This is a genomic window from Pseudomonas sp. NLJ1 (assembly GCF_049486705.1).
GTDB lineage: Bacteria > Pseudomonadota > Gammaproteobacteria > Pseudomonadales > Pseudomonadaceae > Aquipseudomonas > Aquipseudomonas inefficax.
Genome location: NZ_CP137735.1, coordinates 4,378,746 through 4,402,332, shown reverse-complemented (window position 1 = coordinate 4,402,332; position 23,587 = coordinate 4,378,746). Strand labels below are relative to the sequence as shown.

At 55.3% G+C, this 23,587-nt stretch carries 19 protein-coding genes and 1 pseudogene; 2 read left to right on the top strand and 18 right to left on the bottom strand.

Going from position 1 to position 23,587, the window contains the following annotated elements; translation table 11 throughout:
- Positions 1 to 287 precede the first annotated feature (287 nt).
- The 6 genes and pseudogenes from R9B85_RS19945 to R9B85_RS19920 all read right to left on the bottom strand — a co-directional run.
- Positions 288 to 1,655 carry a hypothetical protein gene (locus R9B85_RS19945; RefSeq protein ID WP_423770501.1) on the bottom strand — a complete coding sequence of 456 codons (1,368 nt, stop codon included), beginning with the start codon at positions 1,653 to 1,655 and terminating at the stop codon, positions 288 to 290.
- 373 nt (positions 1,656 to 2,028) lie between these two features.
- Positions 2,029 to 3,420 carry a UvrD-helicase domain-containing protein gene (locus tag R9B85_RS19940; RefSeq protein WP_423770500.1) on the bottom strand — a complete coding sequence of 464 codons (1,392 nt, stop codon included), beginning with the start codon at positions 3,418 to 3,420 and terminating at the stop codon, positions 2,029 to 2,031.
- Complete coding sequence (locus R9B85_RS19935; RefSeq protein WP_423770499.1) at positions 3,410 to 5,125, bottom strand: ATP-dependent nuclease; 1,716 nt, start codon at positions 5,123 to 5,125, stop codon at positions 3,410 to 3,412. Before R9B85_RS19935 ends, R9B85_RS19940 begins: the two co-directional genes overlap by 11 nt.
- A 398-nt stretch (positions 5,126 to 5,523) precedes the next feature.
- On the bottom strand, positions 5,524 to 6,441 hold the full coding sequence (locus tag R9B85_RS19930) for a hypothetical protein (protein WP_423770498.1): 918 nt from the start codon (positions 6,439 to 6,441) through the stop codon (positions 5,524 to 5,526).
- 7 nt (positions 6,442 to 6,448) lie between these two features.
- A complete protein-coding gene (locus tag R9B85_RS19925) occupies positions 6,449 to 7,327 on the bottom strand; it encodes a phosphodiester glycosidase family protein (protein ID WP_423770497.1) in 879 nt (292 codons plus the stop codon).
- Between the two features lie 98 nt (positions 7,328 to 7,425).
- Positions 7,426 to 8,819: pseudogene (locus R9B85_RS19920) on the bottom strand (bifunctional aconitate hydratase 2/2-methylisocitrate dehydratase); the annotation flags it as partial.
- A 159-nt stretch (positions 8,820 to 8,978) separates the two neighbouring features.
- On the opposite strand from R9B85_RS19920, the gene R9B85_RS19915 reads away from it, so the two are divergent.
- Positions 8,979 to 10,094 (top strand): trypsin-like peptidase domain-containing protein, encoded by a 1,116-nt coding sequence (locus tag R9B85_RS19915; RefSeq protein WP_423770496.1) that lies wholly within the window; start codon positions 8,979 to 8,981, stop codon positions 10,092 to 10,094.
- Between the two features lie 425 nt (positions 10,095 to 10,519).
- Here R9B85_RS19915 and R9B85_RS19910 read toward each other — a convergent pair whose 3' ends face one another.
- From R9B85_RS19910 to R9B85_RS19855, 12 genes are all read right to left on the bottom strand, one after another.
- The gene (locus R9B85_RS19910; RefSeq protein ID WP_423770495.1) at positions 10,520 to 12,415 is read right to left on the bottom strand and encodes a site-specific integrase; all 1,896 of its coding nucleotides are present in this window, start codon (positions 12,413 to 12,415) and stop codon (positions 10,520 to 10,522) included.
- A gap of 2 nt (positions 12,416 to 12,417) precedes the next feature.
- Positions 12,418 to 14,214, bottom strand: a complete 1,797-nt coding sequence (locus tag R9B85_RS19905; RefSeq protein WP_423770494.1) for a hypothetical protein — start codon at positions 14,212 to 14,214, stop codon at positions 12,418 to 12,420.
- A 191-nt stretch (positions 14,215 to 14,405) separates the two neighbouring features.
- The gene (tmk, locus tag R9B85_RS19900; RefSeq protein WP_367599094.1) at positions 14,406 to 15,041 is read right to left on the bottom strand and encodes a dTMP kinase; all 636 of its coding nucleotides are present in this window, start codon (positions 15,039 to 15,041) and stop codon (positions 14,406 to 14,408) included.
- A 277-nt stretch (positions 15,042 to 15,318) separates the two neighbouring features.
- Positions 15,319 to 16,521: an endolytic transglycosylase MltG gene (gene mltG / locus R9B85_RS19895; RefSeq protein ID WP_215521122.1), complete on the bottom strand. Its 1,203-nt coding sequence runs from the start codon at positions 16,519 to 16,521 to the stop codon at positions 15,319 to 15,321.
- A 4-nt stretch (positions 16,522 to 16,525) separates the two neighbouring features.
- Entirely contained in the window at positions 16,526 to 17,341 is an 816-nt protein-coding gene (pabC, locus tag R9B85_RS19890) for an aminodeoxychorismate lyase (RefSeq protein WP_207879740.1), read from the bottom strand.
- The gene (gene fabF, locus R9B85_RS19885) at positions 17,341 to 18,585 is read right to left on the bottom strand and encodes a beta-ketoacyl-ACP synthase II (protein ID WP_112253333.1); all 1,245 of its coding nucleotides are present in this window, start codon (positions 18,583 to 18,585) and stop codon (positions 17,341 to 17,343) included. The genes pabC and fabF overlap by 1 nt, the downstream gene beginning before the upstream one ends.
- Before the next feature lie 185 nt (positions 18,586 to 18,770).
- A complete protein-coding gene (gene acpP / locus R9B85_RS19880; RefSeq protein WP_016715141.1) occupies positions 18,771 to 19,007 on the bottom strand; it encodes an acyl carrier protein in 237 nt (78 codons plus the stop codon).
- 202 nt (positions 19,008 to 19,209) lie between these two features.
- Positions 19,210 to 19,950 (bottom strand): 3-oxoacyl-ACP reductase FabG, encoded by a 741-nt coding sequence (gene fabG / locus R9B85_RS19875; RefSeq protein WP_003247160.1) that lies wholly within the window; start codon positions 19,948 to 19,950, stop codon positions 19,210 to 19,212.
- Positions 19,951 to 19,965: 15 nt separating this feature from the next.
- Positions 19,966 to 20,904, bottom strand: coding sequence for an ACP S-malonyltransferase (gene fabD / locus R9B85_RS19870; protein ID WP_423770493.1), 939 nt, complete (start codon positions 20,902 to 20,904; stop codon positions 19,966 to 19,968).
- A gap of 251 nt (positions 20,905 to 21,155) precedes the next feature.
- Entirely contained in the window at positions 21,156 to 22,166 is a 1,011-nt protein-coding gene (gene plsX, locus R9B85_RS19865; RefSeq protein ID WP_207879745.1) for a phosphate acyltransferase PlsX, read from the bottom strand.
- 3 nt (positions 22,167 to 22,169) lie between these two features.
- Positions 22,170 to 22,352, bottom strand: a complete 183-nt coding sequence (rpmF, locus tag R9B85_RS19860) for a 50S ribosomal protein L32 (RefSeq protein WP_003247154.1) — start codon at positions 22,350 to 22,352, stop codon at positions 22,170 to 22,172.
- Positions 22,353 to 22,365: 13 nt separating this feature from the next.
- A complete protein-coding gene (locus R9B85_RS19855; RefSeq protein ID WP_012313431.1) occupies positions 22,366 to 22,893 on the bottom strand; it encodes a YceD family protein in 528 nt (175 codons plus the stop codon).
- Positions 22,894 to 22,989: 96 nt separating this feature from the next.
- Between R9B85_RS19855 and R9B85_RS19850 the strand changes: the two genes are divergently transcribed.
- Complete coding sequence (locus tag R9B85_RS19850; RefSeq protein WP_133970746.1) at positions 22,990 to 23,568, top strand: Maf family protein; 579 nt, start codon at positions 22,990 to 22,992, stop codon at positions 23,566 to 23,568.
- The last annotated feature ends 19 nt before the right edge of the window (positions 23,569 to 23,587 follow it).

Here is a 23,587-nt window from a genome sequence, read left to right as displayed (position 1 = left end):
CTAAACTGTATATTTATACAGTAAAGCGTTTTGCATTCACTTGGTCAATCCACCGGTGAGCAGTTTAGATGGCCGGCACGTCGAACGCGGCCCTTTCTGGGCGCCGCTGTCGAGAACCGAACCCTGGCGTTGCCACGTTACGGCCCTAGCGGGCCACCATACTCACGCCTCTGGCCCAGCCTTTATGAGCGGGCACACAATGACGATGCCAACCGTCCAGCGAGCTCTAGATCACTCATCTACTCGCTGCTCGGCTGGTTGGAGACAGATTCTCGATCCGAAACATTTCAGGGTTTCCTATCGCCCAAAACTTTAGTTATTGCGTCAAAGGGCAAAGAGAAAGCAATTTCTGGAGTTGCCGAGCTTGAACTAGCTTTGAATATACATTCCAATATAAGCTTTCGGTCTTCATCCGCTTTAATTTGTTTCTCCTGCATTAGCGCAAGATAAGTTTTGATGAACGTTATGCGTTCACTGGCATCGAGCTCATACTGCGCATGCGTACTAAACTGCCGAAGCGCAATCCTAATCAATATTGATAGCAAAGCAATCAACAAAACAGCGCCCGTAAGATTGGTAGCAACGCTGGCAATTTCGGAACTGGCAAGAATAGCATTTACACCAGAGGTCAATACTTGCGGCCCTGAACTCACCTGCGGAGACTCAAAACCAATATGATAAATACCATTCAAATAGTGCGAAATATTTGTTAGCCCACCCACGGCGAAATACATACCCACAGATCCCAACATTAGCCCAAGGCCTAATATCACCGCTGTAAGCCATCCATACTTGGCACGAATATGTGACCATTTTCGAGCCTTCCAATAGTTCACAGAGTATTTAAGATCCAATTGCTCTGTGTACGCCGCCTGCGCAGCCTTGAGACTGGCGATAGCGTTTTCATAACTAGCCTTGGAATCACCAACAGCTGACTCATATAGCGCTTTTGACTCATCGACCGCGGCCTTTGCGTGTCGAACCCCACGCCTGGTTAGAACATCTACAGCACTCAACCGTCGAGTCAAGAAAAACTTGGCACGATCATTAGCCTTAGTAAGATCTTGCAGGTGTTTAGTAACAGAAGACTTATGATTTTTGACCAACAACTCTGCTTGACTCTTGAACTGCGCTTGATCGCTGCGTTGTTCGTCAAGAATATTTTGAAACTCAGACTGGCGTCGCACGCCTAGAAAATTATCATAATTACCCAAACTGAGACACAAGGTCATTGCAGTGTTTTTTTCGTACTCATACTTGGGCATTCTCAGGGTTTCGGAAAGCGCAGAATTATTATACGCCTCATATCGAAATTGATCATTTAAAAAGAGGACGCAGTAATAAGCTACAACATAATCATAGTATTTAAGCACATCAATAATAAATCTACCCTCCTCACTATCTTGAGTAACAAATGGTTTTTCCGAAGTGCCTAACCTAGCCTCGTCCTCATCACCCTCCCCCAGGGGTATGTGCATAGCTTCAATAATGGGCAACTCAAGTATGAGAGCCGATAACTCTTTCGCCCCTTTCTTCAACTGATCTGGCAGCTGCGTGAGCCACTCCCAGCTTGATCGCTCTTCATTAAGAAAGAGCTCTGCTGCATCTCGACTCGGAAAATCGAGAATGCGTGAATCATTAACTACTAGCTTCATCCCTGCTAACCTCTTTAGAATTTTTCAATTTTTATATACAGACCTTAAATCTTCCGACAGTGCGCTGCTAATCCCTCCAGCAGTCGTCTGGGCGCTGTATTGATAACCCCGCTCATCTTCTAACGAAAGGGCGACTCTAAAGGGCACCGCTGTCGTGGCTGCATTATCTCAGATCTTAAACACCTCAGCCTCGCTGAGGGGGAAAGCCTTTGCGATCCTCCGCCGCTTTGAGCCGGGCTACAAGCGAAGGTACAAAAACGTTTCGTAACGAATCTGCCTCGAAACCACCTGACGATCCGGTCGACATTGATGCCCGCCATGGTGGTAATCGGCCCTCAGGCATATTCCTGGCGGGATACTTAACGGTGATTGACTAGAGAGTCGCTTTCGGAAAAAGCAGGATCGGATTTGATGATGCGATTGAAAGTGTATGCCTAGCTCGCGAGATCGCGACGTAGAAGAGCTTGGCTGCGGCAAAACGTTCGTTCAGAAAGTGAGTGGCATCCGGTATCAGAACATGATCGAACTCCAAGCCCTTCAAAAGCAGCGGCGTTGATACCACTCGTTTGACCGGAGGTCGGCCAGTGTGGCTCAGGCGTTGCCGGGCGTGCTGACATGCTTGGGTGAGCGACTCACTCCGTCCGAAGGCCAGCTCAATGAGTGCACGCTTTGCATCATTGAGCAGTTCCCCTCTAAAGACGCGGGACAGGGGGTGACCTCGCTCATGAGAAATCACATCGCCGCCGCTGTGGGCGCTTCCGGTGCTCATCAGCACATCCCATGAAGCTTGCCGACGCGCGTCGATCTCGTAGAGATTGTCAGGTGGCGTAAGCTGGGCCAGGTTCCTATGCATGGAATCGCCCAGCAACGACCATAACGCTTCAGCTTTCTGCCGGTTGGTCTGGGAGTCGTCCCATTGGCCCGCGAAAGTCATCAGGCGCGCGGCGGCGATTTCCTCAATCGCTTGGAACGCACCACGTGTTGCACTTGCTAGATTGTCACAGATTTTCCGACGGCAATGGATTGCAGCCGTTGAACCCTCTCGATTGTCGAAGCCGTCGAAGAACAGCCCCATGTCAAAGGCATTGTCTGCAGGTAGGTAGGTAATCGGCCCCTCTCTCAGGTCAATAGGCTGCCCCGCAAGTAGGCGATTACGCGTATCCGCGATCCACTTTCCGAGTGAGGGATTCGACGTACTCCACCTGTGCGGCACCACTAGCTCGGAAGCAACTGGAAAGTCCGGAATCACCCGCTCCCCCCAATTGATCTTGGTCTCGACGAACTCGAAAATTCCCTGCATGGGGTCGCCAAAAACGAGGACTGGGATGATCCGAGCCAACATTACAGCAATGGCATGTTGGTAACTTTCACAGTCCTGATACTCATCGATGAATGCACGATCGTACGAAGCCTGGACGATTCGCTGAGTTACAGGGCTCGACAATACATTCAGCGCCCCCTGGTAGACCTGGTTCCACTCGGCCCCCTTGGGGTTACGAGGCGGATGGCCTGCAAGCTTGGGAAACGCATAGGCGTAGCGGCTGGCCCAACTGGCAATGGTGTCAATCGTAATGGAGTCTTTGGCAATCCCCATACGTTTGATTCTTGCGCCAATCGCATGCACCCCGGCATGGGTGTGGGTGAGGATCAATGTGCGTTGCCCTTGGGCGGCGGCCCTAGCAAGCAGTTCGGTTTTTCCATGGCCGGCGGGAGCCACCACTGACCGGGCATTAAGGCCCATTAACCAGTTGAAATCACTCTCCATAAACCCAACGCTCCAGTCCCCGGATGCATAGCGAAAACGGACTTGGCTGACCCTGTTGCACGATTTGGTCAACGACCGCTGATATGCCCCGCCCACGCTCCTCGGATTTAAACCACCTGAATTGGATTGCAAGTTTCGCCAAGGCCAGCCAGACAGGATCTGCGCCAGGTATGGGCGGCACCCAATTCGCCGTAGATGTCGTCACATCACTGGTTGGAAATGCAGGACGTAGCTGAGCAAGGATTGTGGCCTGCCCCAGCGAGGCGATAGCAGCGCCGATCAGTTTGTCCGCGACATCTGGCCAAGCGGCACTGAACAGCGCGAGCTCAGTACACATCGCCTCCCCATACTCGAACACCTGAACGTTGTTCGCTTGAAGGAGGCTCACCGTATTGCCTTTCAGTGGTTGATCTGAGTCTCTAAAAAGCGCAGTCGAATACCCCAGACCTGCTAGAGCAGTGGCCAGCAACGGCGCCGCTGCTCCATTCCCGTCTACGATAGCAACCCCGAGGTGCTCGATCGGCACATCAGCATGCCGGGCACGAAACAACTCACGCAGCCCCAGCATAAGCCCCAATTCCGTTGCGCCTTCACAAACAAGTATTCTGCGGGCAAAGAGCGCCCTGGGCGCATGTTTGAGAATTCTAGAGAAGGCTTCAGAGGGTACTGCGCTGATGAACGCATCACCGTCACGACCACGACGCATGATGAAAAGGGAGTGGCTTTTCAGCTCTGAAAGCACGACCTCCGAGTGCGTTGTGATCAGGAGCTGGCCGGTGGGTGAGCTGCTGGACTTCGCATGCTCTTGGGCACTGCGCAGCGCTGAGACCGCACCGAGTACGCGGTGAGGCTCAAGCCCTTGCTCGATCTCGTCCACCAAAACAATCGCACCCTCTTTGATCGAAGCGCGTTGGATGGCCAACGTGGCCAACCGGCGCGTGCCAAGTCCGGACATCCGCAGCGGGGTATTGCCATCGTGCAGCGCGATCGAACCCGAACTAAATCCTCCTCGTCCCAATTCCAAATCGGGCCCGAACGAATCATGCACATACGCGCCCAACTGCTTGGCGAGCACCTCCGCCCGCGCTGCCGTCTCAACCAGTGAAGGAATCGAGGAAAGGTTCGCAGTCTGCTTTGCCACACGATAGGCATCCGCCAACTGGTTCGCTGCACCCTCGGCATCGCCAGTCATTTTCGCGAGTACAGACCCTTGCCCCCAGGTCAAATGGCGGGCTTCTTCACCGGCCAACCTCACTACGCCGAACAAAGACCTATCACGGTTTGAAAGTACGCGAGGTGTGGGATACCGGTCGCAAATAAGTTCCCATACAGGCTCCATGGTGGCATCGACCGTGAGCCGTATGGTCAAAGCTGGATCGTGATGCGCCTCCGGCTCATCGTAGACAGTTCCGTCATCGGCCAGCCCCCTAATGTAAAGACCAAAGCGCTGATCGGAGAGCAGCGCTCTTGAGAGCTCGGCAATCGTCACTTCGATTTTGACGGAGCTCAAGCTGTTCCCGAGATGGAAATCGGATTCGCTGAAGGTGATCCACCTGGGTGATAGCGTCGCTTCGATCGCATCCAGTACGGTGGTCTTGGCGCTGTCTCCGGGGCCTATGATGCAGCTCATTGCTTGCGAGCCTGGTTGCCAGGTAAGAGACCGGATACCTCGGAAATTTTGTACAACCAGTTTGGCTATGCGCATCAATCGTTCCTTGGCAATGGAGAATTCCATCCGGAGAACTGTAGCTTCAGATGCTGAACTCACTACATCACTTGGTACTAGAATCCTGGCCCTGGCGTGCCCCACACAACGGTTGCGAGCATTTGATGCTCTCAGCATGCCCAATGCTTACCCACCGGCGCCATCTACGTGCCGAACGATTGCCGCTCTGATTACCACGAAAATAGGTAGCTTGCGGCGGCAGGATCGAGAAGGTCGAGAAATAGCTCCCCGAGATCCGGTTGTAGAGGTGGTCGCACCGAGGACACCTGGGCGTGCCCTTGGTGGGGACGGTTGTCGTAAACTGAGCCCAGCCTCGCTGATCTAGGCCCTACGACGACAACCTTGAAAAGTCCAATCTAACAGCCTACTCGTTCATTTCAATCTTGCTGTTCGAAAGGTGACGCAGCGTAAAATGTGGCGACTTGCAAAACTTTCCAGTAATCGTAATTAGGAGGCGTCTTGCAGTCCCCTTCCACCCCTACTTTGCCGTATATAATATTTGCCTTGCGCAAGTGGTACGCGCAACCGGTCACTTCAATGTAATCCCCGTGAACCCCCTGAATTTCAAAATATCCAGCAACTCGGATGGTTTCGGTTTTATCTTTCCCTGGAACGCTGAAGTGCACCCGAAATGTCTTACCGTCCTTAAAGCCAGTGATTTCGCCGGCGCGCCACTTCCCACCTGGTAGCTCATACGTCCCATAGACTTTGTTGTCAGTGCCCTGCCTGAGCACCATCGTACCTGTTACACCACCTACAACAATATTCCACTCCCCTGATAAGTTAACCCGCCCAGTGTCACTCTTATCGAAATGAGGATACATAATCTTTGCAGGAGGCACCACCTCAATAACAAGCTCGTTAGACCTCACCTGCAGCCCGCCAGAGACATATGTTGCACTAACGGTCAATCGTCCAGGCGGCATCTTGATAACCTTGACCTCAGGAACATCAACCGGAGAAGTTCCAGAAATAGCCTCCAGCTTGACACTTGACTTAGGCTTCACAGTCACATATTCATGATTAATCACCAAAGAAAAGACACCAGGCGATAGGCTTTGATAGCCGATGGAATTAACTTTCGCCTCAATATCAATCTTCTTGTTTACCTCGACCTTCGAGTTACCTGTTGAAATTGTGACTTCTGCATTTTGTAGGTTGAGGGCCGACTTGATTTCATCACTAAAAGTGGCACCAACCCAGGCAATAACTCCTCCCAAGCAGCTCAACAAGAGGACAACCCCACCTTTCCACTGCCGCCAATACCTGAGAAGGATTTTGGATATCTTTTTCATTTAACGTCTAACGCTCCACTACAGCATCAAAGCGAAGCGCATTAGGGAAGTAAGACAACCCCGTATCTCCATAAACCAACCCTAGCTTTGGAATATGAATTTGAGCACCCGCACCGCCATCCATAGCAAGCGCCCTGAGAATTTTTAACTCACGCTCGTCGGCGAGGGACTTATATATGTGTGAAAACTGAACTAAAGTCGCAGCTTGGCCGAAGCTCTGAAACAACCCAACAACCAGTACATCCCCTTGGACGGTGACACCCACTGCGACACGATTATACTCAGCGTCGCGTAAGTTTTTTGCCACATCCACATTCCCATTGAGGATTATGATTGGCTTCGATTGCAAAGCATATTTCCAGCGACCTCCCTGCCCTTTACTGCTGGCGGGAAAAATACGTAATGTTCCTTTACCGTCAGAGGCAATGACACCTCCATGAGACCACGGCATTACTGAAATCTTACGTTTCCCATCAACCCTTACAAGTCCTATCGGTTGCTCTTGGCCATGCCTGTTGTAGCCAAAAAAGCCTCCACCGACTATCGCTAACGTATTTTTGTTTTGCAGTTCACGATAAGCCTGAACCGCAACTTCTTTTGTTCTTAAATCGTGTACGGTTAATGCAGCCTTTGCAGCAGGAATATAGAGCTCGACCAACTGATACTCACCAAAGCGGTGAGTTCGAACCTGGGCTCCATGGTCAAGATCAAACGAGTCAATCTGATGAGACTTGGAAAACTCAGAAAGGGCTGTCGCTGCGGAAGAAGTCTGAAAGCTCAGCGCGCAAACCACAAACCATACACCGAAGATGGTTTTGAACAATTTCCCTTTCAAGACAGCTTCCCTGATGGCAGTAATCAAAATGACATCATACCATGAAGCCATCAGAAAATAGCTCCCGTACCGGCGCATTCAGCATGAGAGCGGTCACGAGAAAAAGCCGCCCTGCGTCCCTGCAGGGCAGTTTTCAAAGCGCCGTATGGCTACACTGGCACGGCAGCGATTCGCGCTCGATCAGCAGCCGTCTTGAAGCTCGCGATTTGGTCGAAGCTGAGATACTGATAGATGTCGCCGGACATCTCCTCGATGACCTTGGCGTAACGCATGTACTCTTCCAAGCTCGGCAGCTTGCCGAGAATCGCGGCGACAGACGCCAGCTCAGCGGAGGCCAGGTAGACGTTTGCCCCATCGCCCAGGCGGTTTGGGAAGTTTCGAGTAGAGGTCGATACTACAGTGGAGTTGGATGCGACTCGGGCTTGGTTACCCATGCAAAGTGAGCAACCCGGAATTTCCGTGCGCGCGCCTACTCGCCTGAAGACGCCATAAAAGCCTTCTTGCATCAGCTGATGCTGATCCATTTGGTGGAAGGTGAAAGCCAAAGTCGAGTCGGAATTGATCCCACAACCTTGTCCAGCAACCTACCAGCAGCCCGGAAATGGCCAATATTGGTCATCCATGAACCGATGAATACTTCGTCGATCTTGTCACCAAAGACGTCGGACAAAAGCCTCGCATCGTCTGGGTCGTTCGGGGCGCAGAGGATGGGCTCACGGATGTCGTTCAGGTCAATTTCGAGGACAGCTGCATATTCGGCATCAGGGTCAGCCGACATCAGAGAAGGCGCGCGCAGCCACTCCTCCATCGCCTGGGCACGGCGCTCCAGTGAACGAGCATCACCATAACCTTCCGTGATCATCCAACGGAGCAGCGTAATGTTCGAGTTCAGGTAGTCAGCAATCGCTTTCTCAGGGAGCTTGATCGTGCAGCCGGCAGCAGAGCGTTCAGCTGAGGCGTCGGAGAGCTCGAATGCCTGTTCAACGGTCAGGTGATCTAACCCTTCGATCTCCAGAATGCGCCCAGAGAACACGTTCTTCTTGCCCTTCTTCTCGACGGTCAACAACCCTTCCTTGATCGCGTAGTACGGAATGGCATGGACAAGATCACGCAAAGTGACTCCGGGCTGCAGCTTGCCGCTGAATCTCACCAGGACGGACTCTGGCATATCCAGTGGCATCACACCGGTAGCCGCCGCAAATGCAACCAGACCAGAGCCAGCCGGGAACGAAATACCCAGCGGGAAACGGGTATGGGAGTCACCACCCGTACCGACAGTGTCGGGCAGCAGTATCCGGTTCAACCAGCTGTGAATGATTCCGTCACCGGGCTGCAGCGAAACGCCTCCTCGATTCGTCATGAAGTCAGGAAGCGTGTGGTGGGTTACCACATCCACAGGCTTTGGGTACGCTGCGGTGTGACAGAAGGATTGCATTACCAGATCTGCAGAAAAGCCCAGGCACGCCAGATCCTTCAGCTCGTCACGCGTCATCGGGCCAGACGTGTCCTGCGACCCTACCGTGGTCATCTTAGGCTCGCAAAAGCATGTTAACGCTCACCGAGGTCGAGGTTGCTCAGTAACACTGGCTTCAGTCCAGGGTCGCTCACTCCTGCAGGCTGTACAATCTGCCCTGGACACAACCACGAGCCAGAACCAAACCCCTCTATCAGCAAGTCATGAGGGAAGATCAGGAGCTGAGATTTGAGTACCAGGCATTTTCTTCCGCAGCGCACTTACATCTTGGAAGAACCTGAAGTCTATGTGGAGCGGTACAGGATCATCGACGACGCATGTCTGCCCTTATTGATCGATCTGGTTGAACAATCAGGCGAGGAGGCCTTCCGAACCGTTCTGCTCGGCAGAGAAGCAGGCTTGGGCCTCGACGCTTACAGCAAAGCCATGCGCTGGGTAGGACGGGCCGCTAGGCTGGCGTACAACGACCTTAAAAATGCAGCGGATTGGCTGTACAGCCCTGCTATCTTTGAACTTGATCGCCTACTCACAGATAGCAGTGCAGAAGAACTGTGTTTGAGTGACGAAGAGTTTGAGCGTGAGGCACTGTACTGGCGAGAGCGGGCAGAAAAAGCAGCGTGGATTGAAATAGAGAGAGGATTGCTGACTGGCACGCGCCCGGTCATCTGGCAAACGCTACCGGGTAAACCGTGTATGCATAACCCCCGATACGGCTTGGGGTCATTCTTTGTAGTGAACTACAAAGGAAAACAATTCGCGATCACTGCCAAACACGTCGTTGACGGAGTCGACCCTGCGATATTCAGGTTAGTGCTGGCTGAGTCCAAAGAGATTTTGCCAGTGGATGCTGGACGGCATCCACTCGAAGGATCAGAAGTCTATCAGGACGATTATGAAGACGTCTTCGTATGGCAAATCGACGTGGCCAGTACTGCCCCTGAGATCGAGTGGTGGTCATGGAATCTTGACGACCTATGTCGCAAGATCTCGGATGTAGGCCCCAATCAACGGGTCTATGGGGTCGGCTACCCAGGGTTTGAGGAGAATTTTGACACCACAAACTTCGACTTTGAGGAGCATCCCTTCGTAGCATCTGGCCTGCTAACCGAGCGTCCACTCACCGATGATGTTTACTCGATGAAGCTCGACCAACACCTCCCCTCTGTTCCCCTGAATGGGATGAGCGGAGGGCCTGTATTTGCTAGGTTCGGTGAACGATTTCACTTTGTTGGGATGTGTATACGGGGAGGAGGAACGCCGCCGCATCTACACCTCCTATCCTCCGAGCATGTGCTTGGCTTCCTTGATACCCTCATCGAGGAATCTCGCCAGTTAGCTTCGTAGCCGACAGCGGCACGCCATAGGGGTGACCCTCCTATGGCGATCCACAACGCCAAGCGCGCATCACACTTCGAATCACGCGCCATGATGGGAGTCGTTTCCATCAAAGGCTCGCGTATGGCGACCAGTTGCGTTCAACAGAGGCATTCCTGTCGAGGAACTGGCTAGCGAACAGGTGGTGACCGGAAGCTTGGGTTATAGAAGACCGTGTAGTGGCCGCATGTGCAGAACAGGACATCACCATCCAGTATTGGGTACGCGCTCCAATGGATACGCTCCCGCTCCACCTCCTCACGAGGGTGCGAGCTACGATACGCTGAGAGATCAAGGTTGCTTCGCGAACACTTGGGATTACCACAGGCCGCTGTATCTGGCCGTTTTTCACGCCGTTGAACCATACCCACTCTCCTTCTTTAAATTTCCCTGCTTCAGCCCCGGCCACTCAAAGGCTCAGGACTCATACTTGAACGGGTTGTATCGAAACCAGCTCGAAATAGCGAAATTTCTTCTTTTTCGCAGCAACCTGAAGTGCGTTGGATTTTGAGGAGTGATCCACCTTCTAACAAATGGCTCACATACTGCATAATCGTCGCCTTCAAAACCTTGCCATTAAATAGCTCTGGGCGATTTTCTACCTGTTCAGCAATTCGATGTGCAGCCTCCCCAGCAAAAACTCCAGTGTGAATAGCTTGCACAACATTTACAAAGTCTTCTGCAAAATGCTCTTTAAGAGTCTCAACAACCGATGCAACAATGAAAGGATTACGAGCAATATATCGGAGAGTCATCACATATGAACTGTGACCAAAAATCATTCGAATGACATCAATATTGGCTTCAGACTCATTGATTAGCAACTCAGCAATAGTCTTACGAAAGCGATGAATATGCAACTGAGGAATACCAGTGTCCCGCGCAACTGCCCTAGCCACCTTCGCAATCATTCTATTGGTACGATTTAATTCAAGGGAACCCACAGCAGGTTGAAAAACATACCCTTTGAGATAATTATCACCTAACATCCTCAGCTTCTTATACGAGTCGAATGCTTCCCCGAGGTAATCCGGTATGGTAATAAAATCAGGATCGCCCATATAGTTAGGATCCTTGCTGGTTTTATACCTGGAAAAATCAACCCGCCAGATCCCATCCTCCCACTTCCTCACATCTTCAAACTTTAGGGGAGCAAGTTCTTTTCTGCGCATACCAGTCATGAGACAGAACAAAATAAAAAGAGCATTGCGCACGCGATCAATAGCATATTTATACCTCAAGCGCCAAGTATAGACATGTTGTTCATACGTGCGAACCTCGCCTGTTTTCAGCACCCTAGACTGATACCTAACCCCGTGATTACAGCCTACAATCTCAACACCTGAGGCTTTCTGACGGATAATATTTTCAAAATTCAGATCTCGGGCCGTCACGCTGTAGCCTTTCTTCAAAGCCTTGGGGGTCGACTCAAGATATTCTCGGATAGTGCTTAAAACTGGCAAGCCTTCATCAATCCAAAAATAGGCATACCCTAATAGCGATGCCAACTCCTTCTCAAAATAAGCCTTCCATCCGACGAACGCTGCGCTGATCGCATCAATAATGTCTTGTCTTCTGTCCGGGGTATCAATCAGACCGATCTCGATATTGAGGCAGTGATACTCCGGTATCAACTTTTGGTTTGAAAGTGCCAACCAAAAATTAATATAGAAGAATAACATGTTATAAGCGTGAGCCGACCCCTGCATCTTCACATTATCGAGCGCCTCATTCAACACCCCTGCGCTGATTACTGACAGCGACTCTCTTGAACCATCTAGCTGGTTGGCTTCAAACACATAGCGCTCAACATACTTAAAGGCATCAGCATAATTATTAGAAGAAACAAAACTCCTAATTGTGCCAAAGGGATTGGTCGCGGGCAGGAAATAATAAGACACCGCACGCTTCAGTGACTCCAAGTCCGCACGGGCATTGTTGATGATAATGGAAACCTCGGTAAATTCTCCACCCTCAAGCAAAACCCACTTATTATCGATATATTGTGAGAATGGTGACACTGGAAAAAAACCATCTGGGCTTGCGCTCAGCTTCAATTTTAAATTACCAATGCGCTGGCCTGAACCGGCTTCACCTTCAAACGACTCCGAATCTTCGGAAAACCCATCTAGCAATTCAGAGTAATCACTTTGATCGCCTGTAAGTACTTGACCACCATGGGCAGTCTCATACAACTCGTCAAAGTACGCCTGTGCAGCTTCACGAGATTCACTCTCAATTTCTTGCATAAGCTTTTCAAAATCATCATCCTCTTCATCTTCGGATTTCATAATCAATCCTCAATGTAGGCAATCAATGACTTCAGATCCAGCGGCAGCAAAACTTCGTATTTATTTCTATAGGCGGTTGCGGAATCAAGCGCACTTTTGTTTTTTAACTTATCTATAAGATATTGTAAAATCTGAAGTTCGCTAGCGTAGTTATTGTACGAACCAGGATCTCGCTCAATCTGCATTCCTAAGGTCGCATGTCGATCCATGAGAAATGGCAACGAATCTTCCAGTACGCACCACTGTGCACAGCCATTGCATTTATCCAGACGTGTGCAGCGAGCTCCAGAGGCCAATGGCTGGCTACCAGGGAAGGAAGGCTGAGTGCAGTTGAGACATGCCCACAGCGGCCTTTCATGCCCGATCAGGGTGAGTATCCGGAATTTGGGATGCTTGGACTGCTGGCTGGCAGGCTTGCCCATGAACCCTCTGAATTGACCTTGCTGTGTCTTCTTAATGAAGCCTTCTTGGAATGCGTGGAAACGCTTTCTACGCGACAACATCGCTGACACAGAGCTATCGTAATGGGTATCCGTTGTGACACGATCTGCGTGACCGTACAGCAGCGCTGTCAGGGCTAAGGGGTGGCGGTGCTTGGCCTTTGACTTTTGAAGCGAGGTGACGCGTAGCCGCCCTTGAAGGCTCTCTCCGCCCAAGAGGGGGACGCCATTGTCCATTAGCTGCGCCTTAGCCAAGAACCCCTTCATACCTTCGTTCCAGAAGCCTTGGGCATCTAAACTACTGATTCGCTCATGAACGCCCCAAGGCATCCGTGGGTCTTGGAAGAGAAGAAAAGGTGTTTGATGACGCTTATCGTCGACTTTGATTCTGGGATCAAGCTGAAAGAACTTTCGGCACCTGGCCGAAAGATCACATGCTAGGCGGATCAAGTTATAAGCAGAATAAGGGTCAGACCGCTTACTCGTCGCAACCGCCAGCTTGGGCTTAATGTATGCAAGCCCCTGCCCTTGCGACCTGATCTTACTAGAAACGATTAGGACGGAGTCCTGTTTAGCAAATTCAGACAAGGGGTGCAGGTAGCGATCCTTATCAAGGGCCAACACTGACTCCTTATTCCAACCCAATTGACGCTGAATAAAGAGAGCCAGGGTAACTTGATCCTGGGCGGTCGGATACATTAACTGGAACAAATCTTTGAAACTAATGCATCCGGGGGCTCGGAAACGTAGAAAACCCTTATGCATACAACAAGACAACACAAACTCTAATGGTTTTCTACCCATAAAGCTCAAGGTGTCAACTCGTGAGTCGACCTGCATACACTCAATCCATGCAGGGGGAAAATGAAAAGGAAAACCATGATACTCCAATGTGGCAGCCGCTCTTAATGGATCTATCACCCAATCTGAGCGTCCAGTCTTGCGTAACGACATCAAATCACGACTGAGCTCCCGCACCTCCCATTTGTCGTAGGGCTGAGCATGCTCCAAGGCAGCTTGGAAAGAGAGCTTTTCACGTATAAGGTCGACTTCTTTATACATGACCTCATAGAAGTCATCATCCGCCTGATCACTTAGCGGCTCCGTCGGGGCGGACGGCGGCTCTTCGATTACGGGCAGCTTGAGTACTGGCATACCGTCATCAAATCGACGAGCAACATGTTTTATTGCTGACTTCAAACGAATCGCTAAATACAACCTTGAATTATTTAGGCGCAAAAACTCTTCAAAGCGCTTATATTCTTCTGCCCCAACATCATTGAGAACCGTAATCTGTAGGGCCGGCACGACCTTTGAATTATATTCGGCAGTAAAGTCTAGGAACTTATTGATGGCCATTCGCAACTCATATCCCTTTGCATTAGTGACCAAGCCCACACCTGCCACGAAAACGTAATGCAGGCCGGCATGCAAAGGGATTGAGAAATCGAACTCAGGTCTTTCAAGGTAATTCGACGAAATGACTGTTTGATCAGTCGCTATAGCACTTGTTTCACTGCGATACTTGTGTAGGTATCGCATGGCGGCACCTACGCGAGCTTAGCCAGCAGGGCATCGACAACAGCAAGCACATCGCGGCTTACCTCCCCAAACGATTGAGAGGCATCAATCACTACGAACGTGTCTGGCGCCTCCTCTGCCTGGCGTAAGAACCCTTCACGGGCTCTGGTCAGGAACTCAAGCTTCTGCATTTCCATTCGATCCAAGCCTTCACCGCGAGAAGCTACCCTCTTCATCCCAATCTCCGGATCCACATCCAGGATGATGTTGAGATCAGGCGAGAACCCCTCAAGCGCAAAGCTGTTGATGCTCTGCACCAGGCTAAGCGGAATGCCCCGCCCGTAATGCTGGAAAGCTATCGTTGCCGGAGTGAATCGATCACAGATCACGATTTTCCCGGCCTCAATGGCTGGGATGATTTTTTCCTTCAGGTGTTGAGCGCGCGCCGCAGCGAACAGAAGCAATTCCGTCGTATCGCAAAGCTCTGGGGTTTCGGGATCGAGAACAACATTGCGGATCTTCTCGCCGATTCTGGTACCGCCAGGCTCACGTGTAACGATCACTTGGTGGTTACGGTCGAGGAGAAATTCTTCGATGGCACGGATAACCGAAGACTTACCCGCCCCGTTGTTTCCGTCGCATACGATCAGACAGCCTTGCGCCATTTGCTTTCCTGGTAGCTGTGGGTTGATGGGGGGTGTTGGTTTACAGCGTGATAGAAGAGATTGTAATCGTCAAGGCAGCAGCGTGCCCTGCTCCTAGCTACCCCCTACCCAGCAGATCCTTCCGGAGGCCAGGGCGAGGGAAGAGAGTTGAGTGGAACTCTGGTTTACATTACAGCGTAAGGGATTGTAATGCGGCTGGTTTACATTGAAGGTGAAAGGAATATAACGCGCCTTCGGGGCCTTCCAAAGTAATAAACAAGCCGCTCACAGGCAGTCCTTAATGTTGTTCGTCAGGCATCGGCCGCTCGGCCGCTTGCGCGCCGCCGGCAGGGGCGTCCTGCACAGGCGGCTGGTCGGGCGCTGGCTGCGCAGGTGACTCATCGGCAGGCGCCTCGGGCTGCTGGGCCTCGTCCGCACCTGGTTGTGGCTGTGTCTCTGGCTGCGATTGCGGCGCGGGGCTGGAGCGGTAGTCCGCACGGCGCTTGAGCTGGAACTCGCGCACAGCAGAGTTGTGGTCGTCGAGGTCGTCGGAAAACACGTGGCTACCATCGCCACGGGCGACGAAATACAGGCTGGTGCCATCGGACGGGTTGAGCGCCGCGTGAATCGCCTCGCGGCCGACCATCGCGATCGGGGTCGGCGGCAGGCCGGTGATGGTGTAAGTGTTGTAGGGCGTCGGCTCGCGCAGGTCGGCGCGGGTGATCTTGCCGTTGTAGCGCTCACCCATGCCATAGATTACCGTCGGGTCAGTCTGCAGCATCATGCCCAGACGCAGGCGCCGTACGAAAACGCCGGCGATCTGCCCGCGCTCCTGGGGTATGCCGGTTTCCTTTTCCACCAGCGAGGCCATGATCAGCGCCTGGTACGGGTCACGATAAGGCAGGTCGGTGCTGCGCTCGGCCCACTCCTTGGCCAGCACTTCGTCCAGGCGCATGTAAGCCTGTTGCAGCAGCTCGACGTCGGTCATGCCACGCACGAAGCGGTAAGTGTCCGGGAAGAAGCGCCCCTCGGGGAACACGCCGGTATGGCCAAGCTTGTCCATCACTTCCGAATCGGAAAGCCCGTCCAGGGTATGCTTGATCTTTTCATGCCTGGCCACGGCCGAGCGCACCTGGCGGAAGGTCCAACCTTCGACCAGGGTCAGGTTGTACTGCACCACATCGCCCCGGCGCCAGGCATCGAACAGTTGCTCCACGGTCATGCCAGGGGTCAGGCGGTACTCACCAGTGTGCAGGGGAGTGCCGGCCATGTTGAAGCGCCAGTACAGGCGCAACCAGACGGCATCGTTGAGCAACCCTTCGCTCTGCATGCGATAGAACATGCGATTGGGGTTGGTGCCATTGGGCACGTCGAGCAGACGCTCTTCTGTCACGTGCAGGGGCTGCTGCAGGACCGAGTTGACCTTCCAGGCCGACCAGCCCACGGCAAGGCCGGCGAGGATCAAGCCCATTTCCAGCAGCAGCAGGAATTTACGTCTCACGAATTCAGGTTTCCAGTAACGTACGGGCAACGGCCTGCAGTTTACGGGTGAGCGGGCCCGGCGACCAGTTTAGCGCGGCAACGCCGCGCACGGGCCAGACACCGTAGACGCTGTTGCAGACAAATACTTCATCGGCCTGCTCCAGCGCCTCGAACGGCAGGTCGCACACCTGCCCCGGGATGCCCAGCAGCGCTGCCTGCTCCAGCAACGCAGCGCGCATCACGCCAGCGACGCCACAGCGGCTGAGATCAGCCGTGAGCAGCACACCATCGCGCACCAGGAACAGATTGCTGTACACCCCTTCGATCACCCTGCCCTGCCCGTCACGCATCAGGCCTTCGGCATGTTCGCTGTCCTGCCATTCGGCACGGGCCAGTACCTGCTCCAGGCGGTTGAGGTGTTTGAGACCGGCCAGCAGCGGTTGTTCCCCGAGCCGGGTCTGGCACGGGAACAGGCGCACGCCATGCTCGGCATGTTCGACAGGATAGCTGGGCAATGGGCTGCCCTGCAGGATACGCCGCGGCGCGGCACCGGCAACCGGCGCGTAACCGCGCTGGCTGTCGCCACGAGTAAGAATGAGTTTGGCTACGCCATCTCCGAGCTGGCTGGCATAGCGCAGGAGTTCGTCGCGCACCAGCGCCAGGTCGGCACTGATTGCCAGCCGCTGGCAACCCAGCGCCAGGCGTGCGAGGTGGCCGTCCAGCAGGCTGGGCCGGCCACCACGTACGGCGATGGTCTCGAACAGCCCATCGCCGTAGGCCAGGCCGCGGTTCTGCAGGTTCACCGCAGCCGCCGGCTGGCCATCGAGCCAGCTTTGCATCAACCGGCGAACCGGCGGAACACCAGCGAACCGTTGGTGCCACCAAAGCCGAACGAGTTGGACAGCACCACATCGATCGGCATGCTGCGTGCCTGGTGCGGCACGAAGTCGAGGTCGCAACCTTCGTCCGGCTCGTCCAGGTTGATGGTGGGCGGGGCCATCTGGCTGTTGATCGCCAGCACGCTGAAGATCGCTTCCACGGCACCTGCAGCGCCCAGCAGGTGGCCAGTCATCGACTTGGTCGAGCTGACCGCCAGCTTGTAGGCATGCTCACCGAACACGCGCTTGATCGCCGCGACTTCGGCGATGTCGCCCGCTGGGGTCGAGGTGCCATGGGCATTGATGTAGCTGACTTCTTGCGGCTGGATGCCGGCATCGCGCAAGGCGTTGGTCATGCAACGGGCAGCGCCTTCGCCGGTGTCGGGCGGCGAAGTCATGTGGTAGGCGTCACCGCTCATGCCGAAGCCGACCAGCTCGGCATAGATGGTCGCACCACGTGCCTTCGCATGCTCCAGTTCTTCGAGCACCAGGGCACCGGCGCCGTCGGACAACACGAAGCCGTCACGGCCCTTGTCCCACGGGCGGCTGGCCCGGCTTGGCTCATCGTTGCGAGTGGACAGTGCGCGGGAGGCACCGAAGCCGCCCATGCCCAGGCCGCACGCGGCCATTTCGGCGCCACCGGCGATCATCACATCGGCTTCACCGTAGGCGATGTTGCGCGCGGCCATGCCGATGCAGTGAGTACCTGTGGTGCAGGCCGTGGCGATGGCGTAGTTCGGCCCTTGCAAACCCAGGTGGATCGACAGGAAACCGGAGATCATGTTGATGATCGAGCCCGGCACGAAGAATGGCGAAATACGACGCGGCCCCGAATCGTGCAGGGTGCGGCTGGTTTCCTCGATGTTGGTCAGGCCGCCGATGCCCGAACCCATGGCCACGCCAATCCGCTCGCGGTTGGCGTCGGTGACTTCCAGGCCGGCATTACGCACCGCCTGGAAACCGGCCGCCAGGCCGTATTGAATGAACAGGTCGAGCTTGCGGGCCTCTTTGGCCGAGAGGTACTGCTCGACCTCGAAGCCCTTCACCGAGCCGCCAAAACGGGTGGAGTAGGCAGACAGGTCCGTGTGTTCGATCGGACCAATGCCACTGCGGCCAGCCAGAATGCCCTGCCAGGTGCTCGGTACATCGGTACCCAGAGGCGACAGCATACCCATACCGGTGACCACGACGCGTCTACGCGACACAGTACTCTCCTTTTCTAATCACAGAGTTTCTTGCCATTGCATTCAAGCAATGGAATGAAATGGCAACAAGCTCTTGGTGCGCGGTGAACAAAGCGGCCTGAAATGCGGGGCGCTCGCAAAGAAAAAACCGCACGCCGGCGAAGGCAGTGCGGTTTTCCCCGACAAGTAGCGTCGACTGGAGCGTCTTAGGCCTGGTGGGCTTTGACGTAGTCTACGGCAGCTTGAACGGTAGTGATCTTCTCGGCTTCTTCGTCAGGGATTTCGGTCTCGAATTCCTCTTCCAGAGCCATCACCAGCTCAACGGTGTCAAGCGAATCGGCACCCAGGTCATCGACGAAGGACTTCTCGAGAGTCACTTCTTCTTCCTTGACGCCCAGTTGCTCGGCGACGATTTTCTTGACGCGTTCTTCGATGTTGCTCATACCTAGGTTTACTCCTAATGGATATATGTCAGGCAGCTGGCCGGTGGCTAATTTTATAGAAAGACGTTCGCTTTTCAAGCTAAACGCACCTTCACACCAGTCACCACACCCGCTGCCTGGAATCTGGTTGCAGCTTTATAACGGATTTTAGGCTCGCAGTATGACTCTTTTTTTACGAAATCCGTCACATTGAGTTGCAGTTTTACATGTACATCCCGCCGTTGACCGGCACGGTGGCGCCGGTTACGTAGGCTGCGCCGTCGGAGGCCAGGAACGAAACCACCTTGGCGATTTCGTCGGCCTGGCCCAGGCGGCCCAGCGGGATCTGGGTCTGCAGGGCTTCGCGCTGCGCTTCTGGCAGCTCGCGGGTCATGTCGGTGTCAATGAAGCCCGGGGTCACCGAGTTGACGGTGATGCCACGCGAGCCCACTTCACGCGCCAGGGCGCGGCTGAAGCCTTCCAGGCCGGCCTTGGCGGCCGCGTAGTTGGCCTGGCCGGCATTACCCATGGCACCGACGACCGAGCCGATGCTGATGATACGACCCCAGCGTGCCTTGGTCATGCCACGCAGCACACCCTTGGACAGACGGTAGAGGCTGTTCAGGTTGGTATCGATCACATCGAACCACTCGTCGTCCTTCATGCGCAGCATGAGGTTGTCACGAGTGATACCGGCGTTGTTGACCAGGATGGCCGGTGCGCCGAACTGCTCGCCGATGGCGGCCAGTACAGCTTCAACCGATTCGGCGCTGGTCACGTTCAGTTCCATGCCGGTACCGGTGATGCCGTGCTCTTTCAGGGTTGCCGCAATGCGTTCGGCGCCGGAGGCCGAAGTGGCGGTGCCGATCACGGTCGCGCCCTGGCGGCCCAGCTCGAGGGCGATGGCCTGGCCAATGCCACGGCTGGCGCCGGTGACCAGTGCAACTTTACCTTGCAGGCTCATGCAAGCTTCTCCAAATCAGGCCAGCGCCGCGCGGGTGGCGGCGACGGCGTCAGGGGTGTTGAGGTTGTAGGTGGTCACGCCATCGGCGCAACGCTTGTTCAGGCCGGCCAGCACCTTGCCCGGGCCGCACTCGACCAGGTTGACGGCACCGTTGGCGGCCAGGGTCTGCACGCATTCGACCCAGCGCACGGGCTGGTACAGTTGCGCCAGCAGGTCGTGCTTGAGGGCATCGAGGCCAGCGGCAACGGCAGCGGTGACGTTCTGCACTACAGGAATTTGCGGGGCGTGCCATTCGATGGCTTTGACCGACTCGGCAAAGCGCTCGGCAGCCGGCTTCATCAGTGCACAGTGCGACGGCACGCTGACCGCCAGCGGCAGGGCGCGCTTGGCACCCTTGGCCTTGCACAGCTCGATGGCGCGATCGACGGCGGCCTTGTTGCCGGCGATGACCACCTGGCCTGGCGAGTTGAAGTTGACCGCGCTGACCACTTGGTCTTCGGCCGCTTCGGCGCAGATTTCCACGACCACGGCGTCATCAAGGCCGAGAATGGCGGCCATGGCACCATGACCGGCCGGCACGGCTTCCTGCATCAGCTGGCCACGGCGCTCGACCAGGCGCACGGCATCTTTCAGGCTCAGGCTGCCGGCGGCAACCAGGGCGCTGTATTCACCCAGGCTGTGACCGGAAACAAAGGCTGGCTTGGCGCCACCCTCTTCCAGCCACAGGCGCCACAGCGCGATGGACGCGGTGAGGATGGCCGGCTGGGTCTTGTCGGTCTGGTTGAGTTGCTCTTCCGGGCCTTCCTGGACCAGCTTCCACAGGTCGTAACCGAGTGCCTCGGACGCTTCCTTGAAGGTTTCGATGATCACTGGCTTCTCGGCGCCGAGCTCGGCGAGCATGCCCAGCGACTGGGAACCTTGACCGGGAAAGACGAATGCGAGAGATGCAGACATTGAACAAGCCCTTATGATCTTGTCGTCGGATAGGGTGCGCCAGGCCCTGGGCCAGGCGCGGAATCTGAAAGATTGGATGGAGACGGAACCTAAGCGGTCACATTTAAGCACTTCATCGGCGATATGCCTAAGGTCTTTGTTTACCTGTACCGGCCCTTTCGCGGGCTTGCCCGCTCCCACAGGGTTACCACAGGCCTGAAGGATGTGGGGCACCTGTGGGAGCGGGTTTACCCGCGAAGGGCCGGCACAGGCTACAGCAACAGATCTTCCAGCCGCCCATGCAAGCGCTGCGGCAGGTTTTCCTGGATCTCGATCAAGGCCCGGTGGATGGCACTCTGGAAGCCCTGCACCCCGGCCGAGCCATGGCTCTTGATGACGATGCCCTGCAACCCCAGAAAACTCGCGCCATTGTGCCGCGCCGGCGCCAGGTCGGCCTGCAGGCGCTTGAGCAGCGGCATGGCCACGGCCCCGGCAGCCCGCGACAAAACGCCCCCCTTGAACAACTGCTCGATGCGCGCGCCGATCATCGTCGCCAGCCCCTCGCTCGACTTGAGCAGGATGTTGCCAACGAAGCCGTCGCACACCACCACATCGGCTTCGCCGCGATACAACCCGTCACCTTCGACGAAGCCTATATAGTTGAGCCCGCGGGCGTTCTGCAACAGGCTGGCCGCCAGCTTGACCTGCTGGTTGCCCTTGATGTCCTCGGTACCGATGTTCAGCAGCGCCACGCGCGGCCGTTGCACACCCAGGGCCTGGGCGGCCACCGAGCCCATCACGGCGAACTGGTAGAGGTTCTCGGCGCTGCAGTCGACGTTGGCACCAAGGTCGAGCAACTGGCAGTAACCGGCCTGGGTCGGAATCGCAGCCACCATGGCCGGCCGGTCGATACCCGGCAGTGTCTTGAGCACGAAACGCGACAGCGCCATCAGCGCCCCGGTGTTGCCGGCACTGACGCAGGCCTGGGCCTTGCCGTCGCGTACCAGTTCGAGGGCGATGCGCATCGACGAGTCCGGCTTGCCGCGCAGCGCCTGGGATGGCCGCTCGTCCATGCCGACCACCTCGCTGGCGGCCACGATTTGCAGGCGCGCGCGATCCGCAGCCGCAAGGCCGCTGACAAGATCTTCAAGGAGGGAGGGTTGACCGACGAGGGTCAGATGCAGCGAGGGGGTAGCCGAAAGGCAGGCAATGCTAGCCTGGACAATGCTGCGGGGACCGAAGTCCCCGCCCATTGCGTCGATCGCGATGATCTGAGCGGACAAGGATTACTCGTCAGCGCCCTTGTCGACCACTTTGCGACCACGGTATACGCCTTCTGGCGAAACGTGGTGACGCAGGTGTACTTCACCAGTGGTTTTCTCTACCGACAGCGCGTTTTCCGACAGGGCGTCGTGCGAACGGCGCATGTCACGGGCAGAGCGGGATTTTTTGTTCTGCTGAACAGCCATAATTGATTAACTCCTAAACGTTTGGGTCACGCTTTAACTGCGCCAAAACACTGAACGGGTTGGACCGCGATACCTCGTCCTTGCTCGATTCGGGCTCGTCTGCGCCCGCCGGCTGCTGGCATTCTTCCGGATGGTGAGCAGGCACAATTGGCAAGGCGAGCAGAAGCTCCTCCTCGATCAATGCCTGCAGATCCAAAGGATCTTCGCCCAGTTCCAGCACGTCATAGCCTTTCGGCAACGACTGGGTATTCGCACCCTCCTTCACCACGGCGTAAGTACATTCGCTGTGGATCGGCAGGGTGACCAGCTCAAGACAACGCTGGCAAACCATCTTGACCTCGACGTCCAGCTCGCTGTGGATAACCACTACGTGCTGTTCATCTCGTTCAAAATCGAACTTCGCCTGCACCGTACCGACATTGTCGGAAAGCGGGTCGCAGAGTCTTTCCAAATCAGCGAGTTGCAGCGAACCGTTAAGGGTTACGCCACGATCGGCTAATTTGCGCGGGTCAACGTGAGGTGGAATCGGGTCATTCAACATAGGCGCAGCATTCTAGGGATGCCCCCCGCCCCTGTCAAAGGAAATTCGGCGGCATCGTGCGTGATAGAATTTGTTCAACTGATTCAGGAGTCTACCATGCTTCCTCTGTTACTGGCTTCCAGCTCTGCCTACCGCCGCGAACTGCTTGCGCGCCTGCGCCTGCCTTTCACCTGGGCAAGCCCCGATATAGACGAGCAGCGCCTGGATGATGAGCCGGCGATGGAACTGGTGCGCCGGCTGGCCAGGCAAAAAGCCGAGGCCCTGGCGGGCAGCCACCCCGGGCACCTGATCATCGGTTCGGACCAGGTTGCGGTACTGGGCGAGCAGGTACTGGGCAAGCCGCACACCTTCGAGCGGGCCTGCGAGCAGCTGCTGGAGTGCAGCGGGCAGCAGGTGAGCTTCCTGACCGGGCTGGCATTGCTGAACAGCGCCACCGGGCACTGCCAGGTGGACTGCGTGCCGTTTACCGTGACCCTGCGCGAACTGGACCGGGAGCGGGTGGAGCGCTATGTGGCGGCGGAACAGCCGCTGGACTGCGCCGGCAGCTTCAAGGCCGAGGGACTGGGAGTGAGTCTGTTCCAGAGCACGCACGGGTGCGATGCGACCAGCCTGATCGGGCTGCCACTGATTAGGTTGGTGGATATGTTGACCAGGGAAGGGGTGGTTATCCCGTAGTTCGCCTCAAGATTTTTGG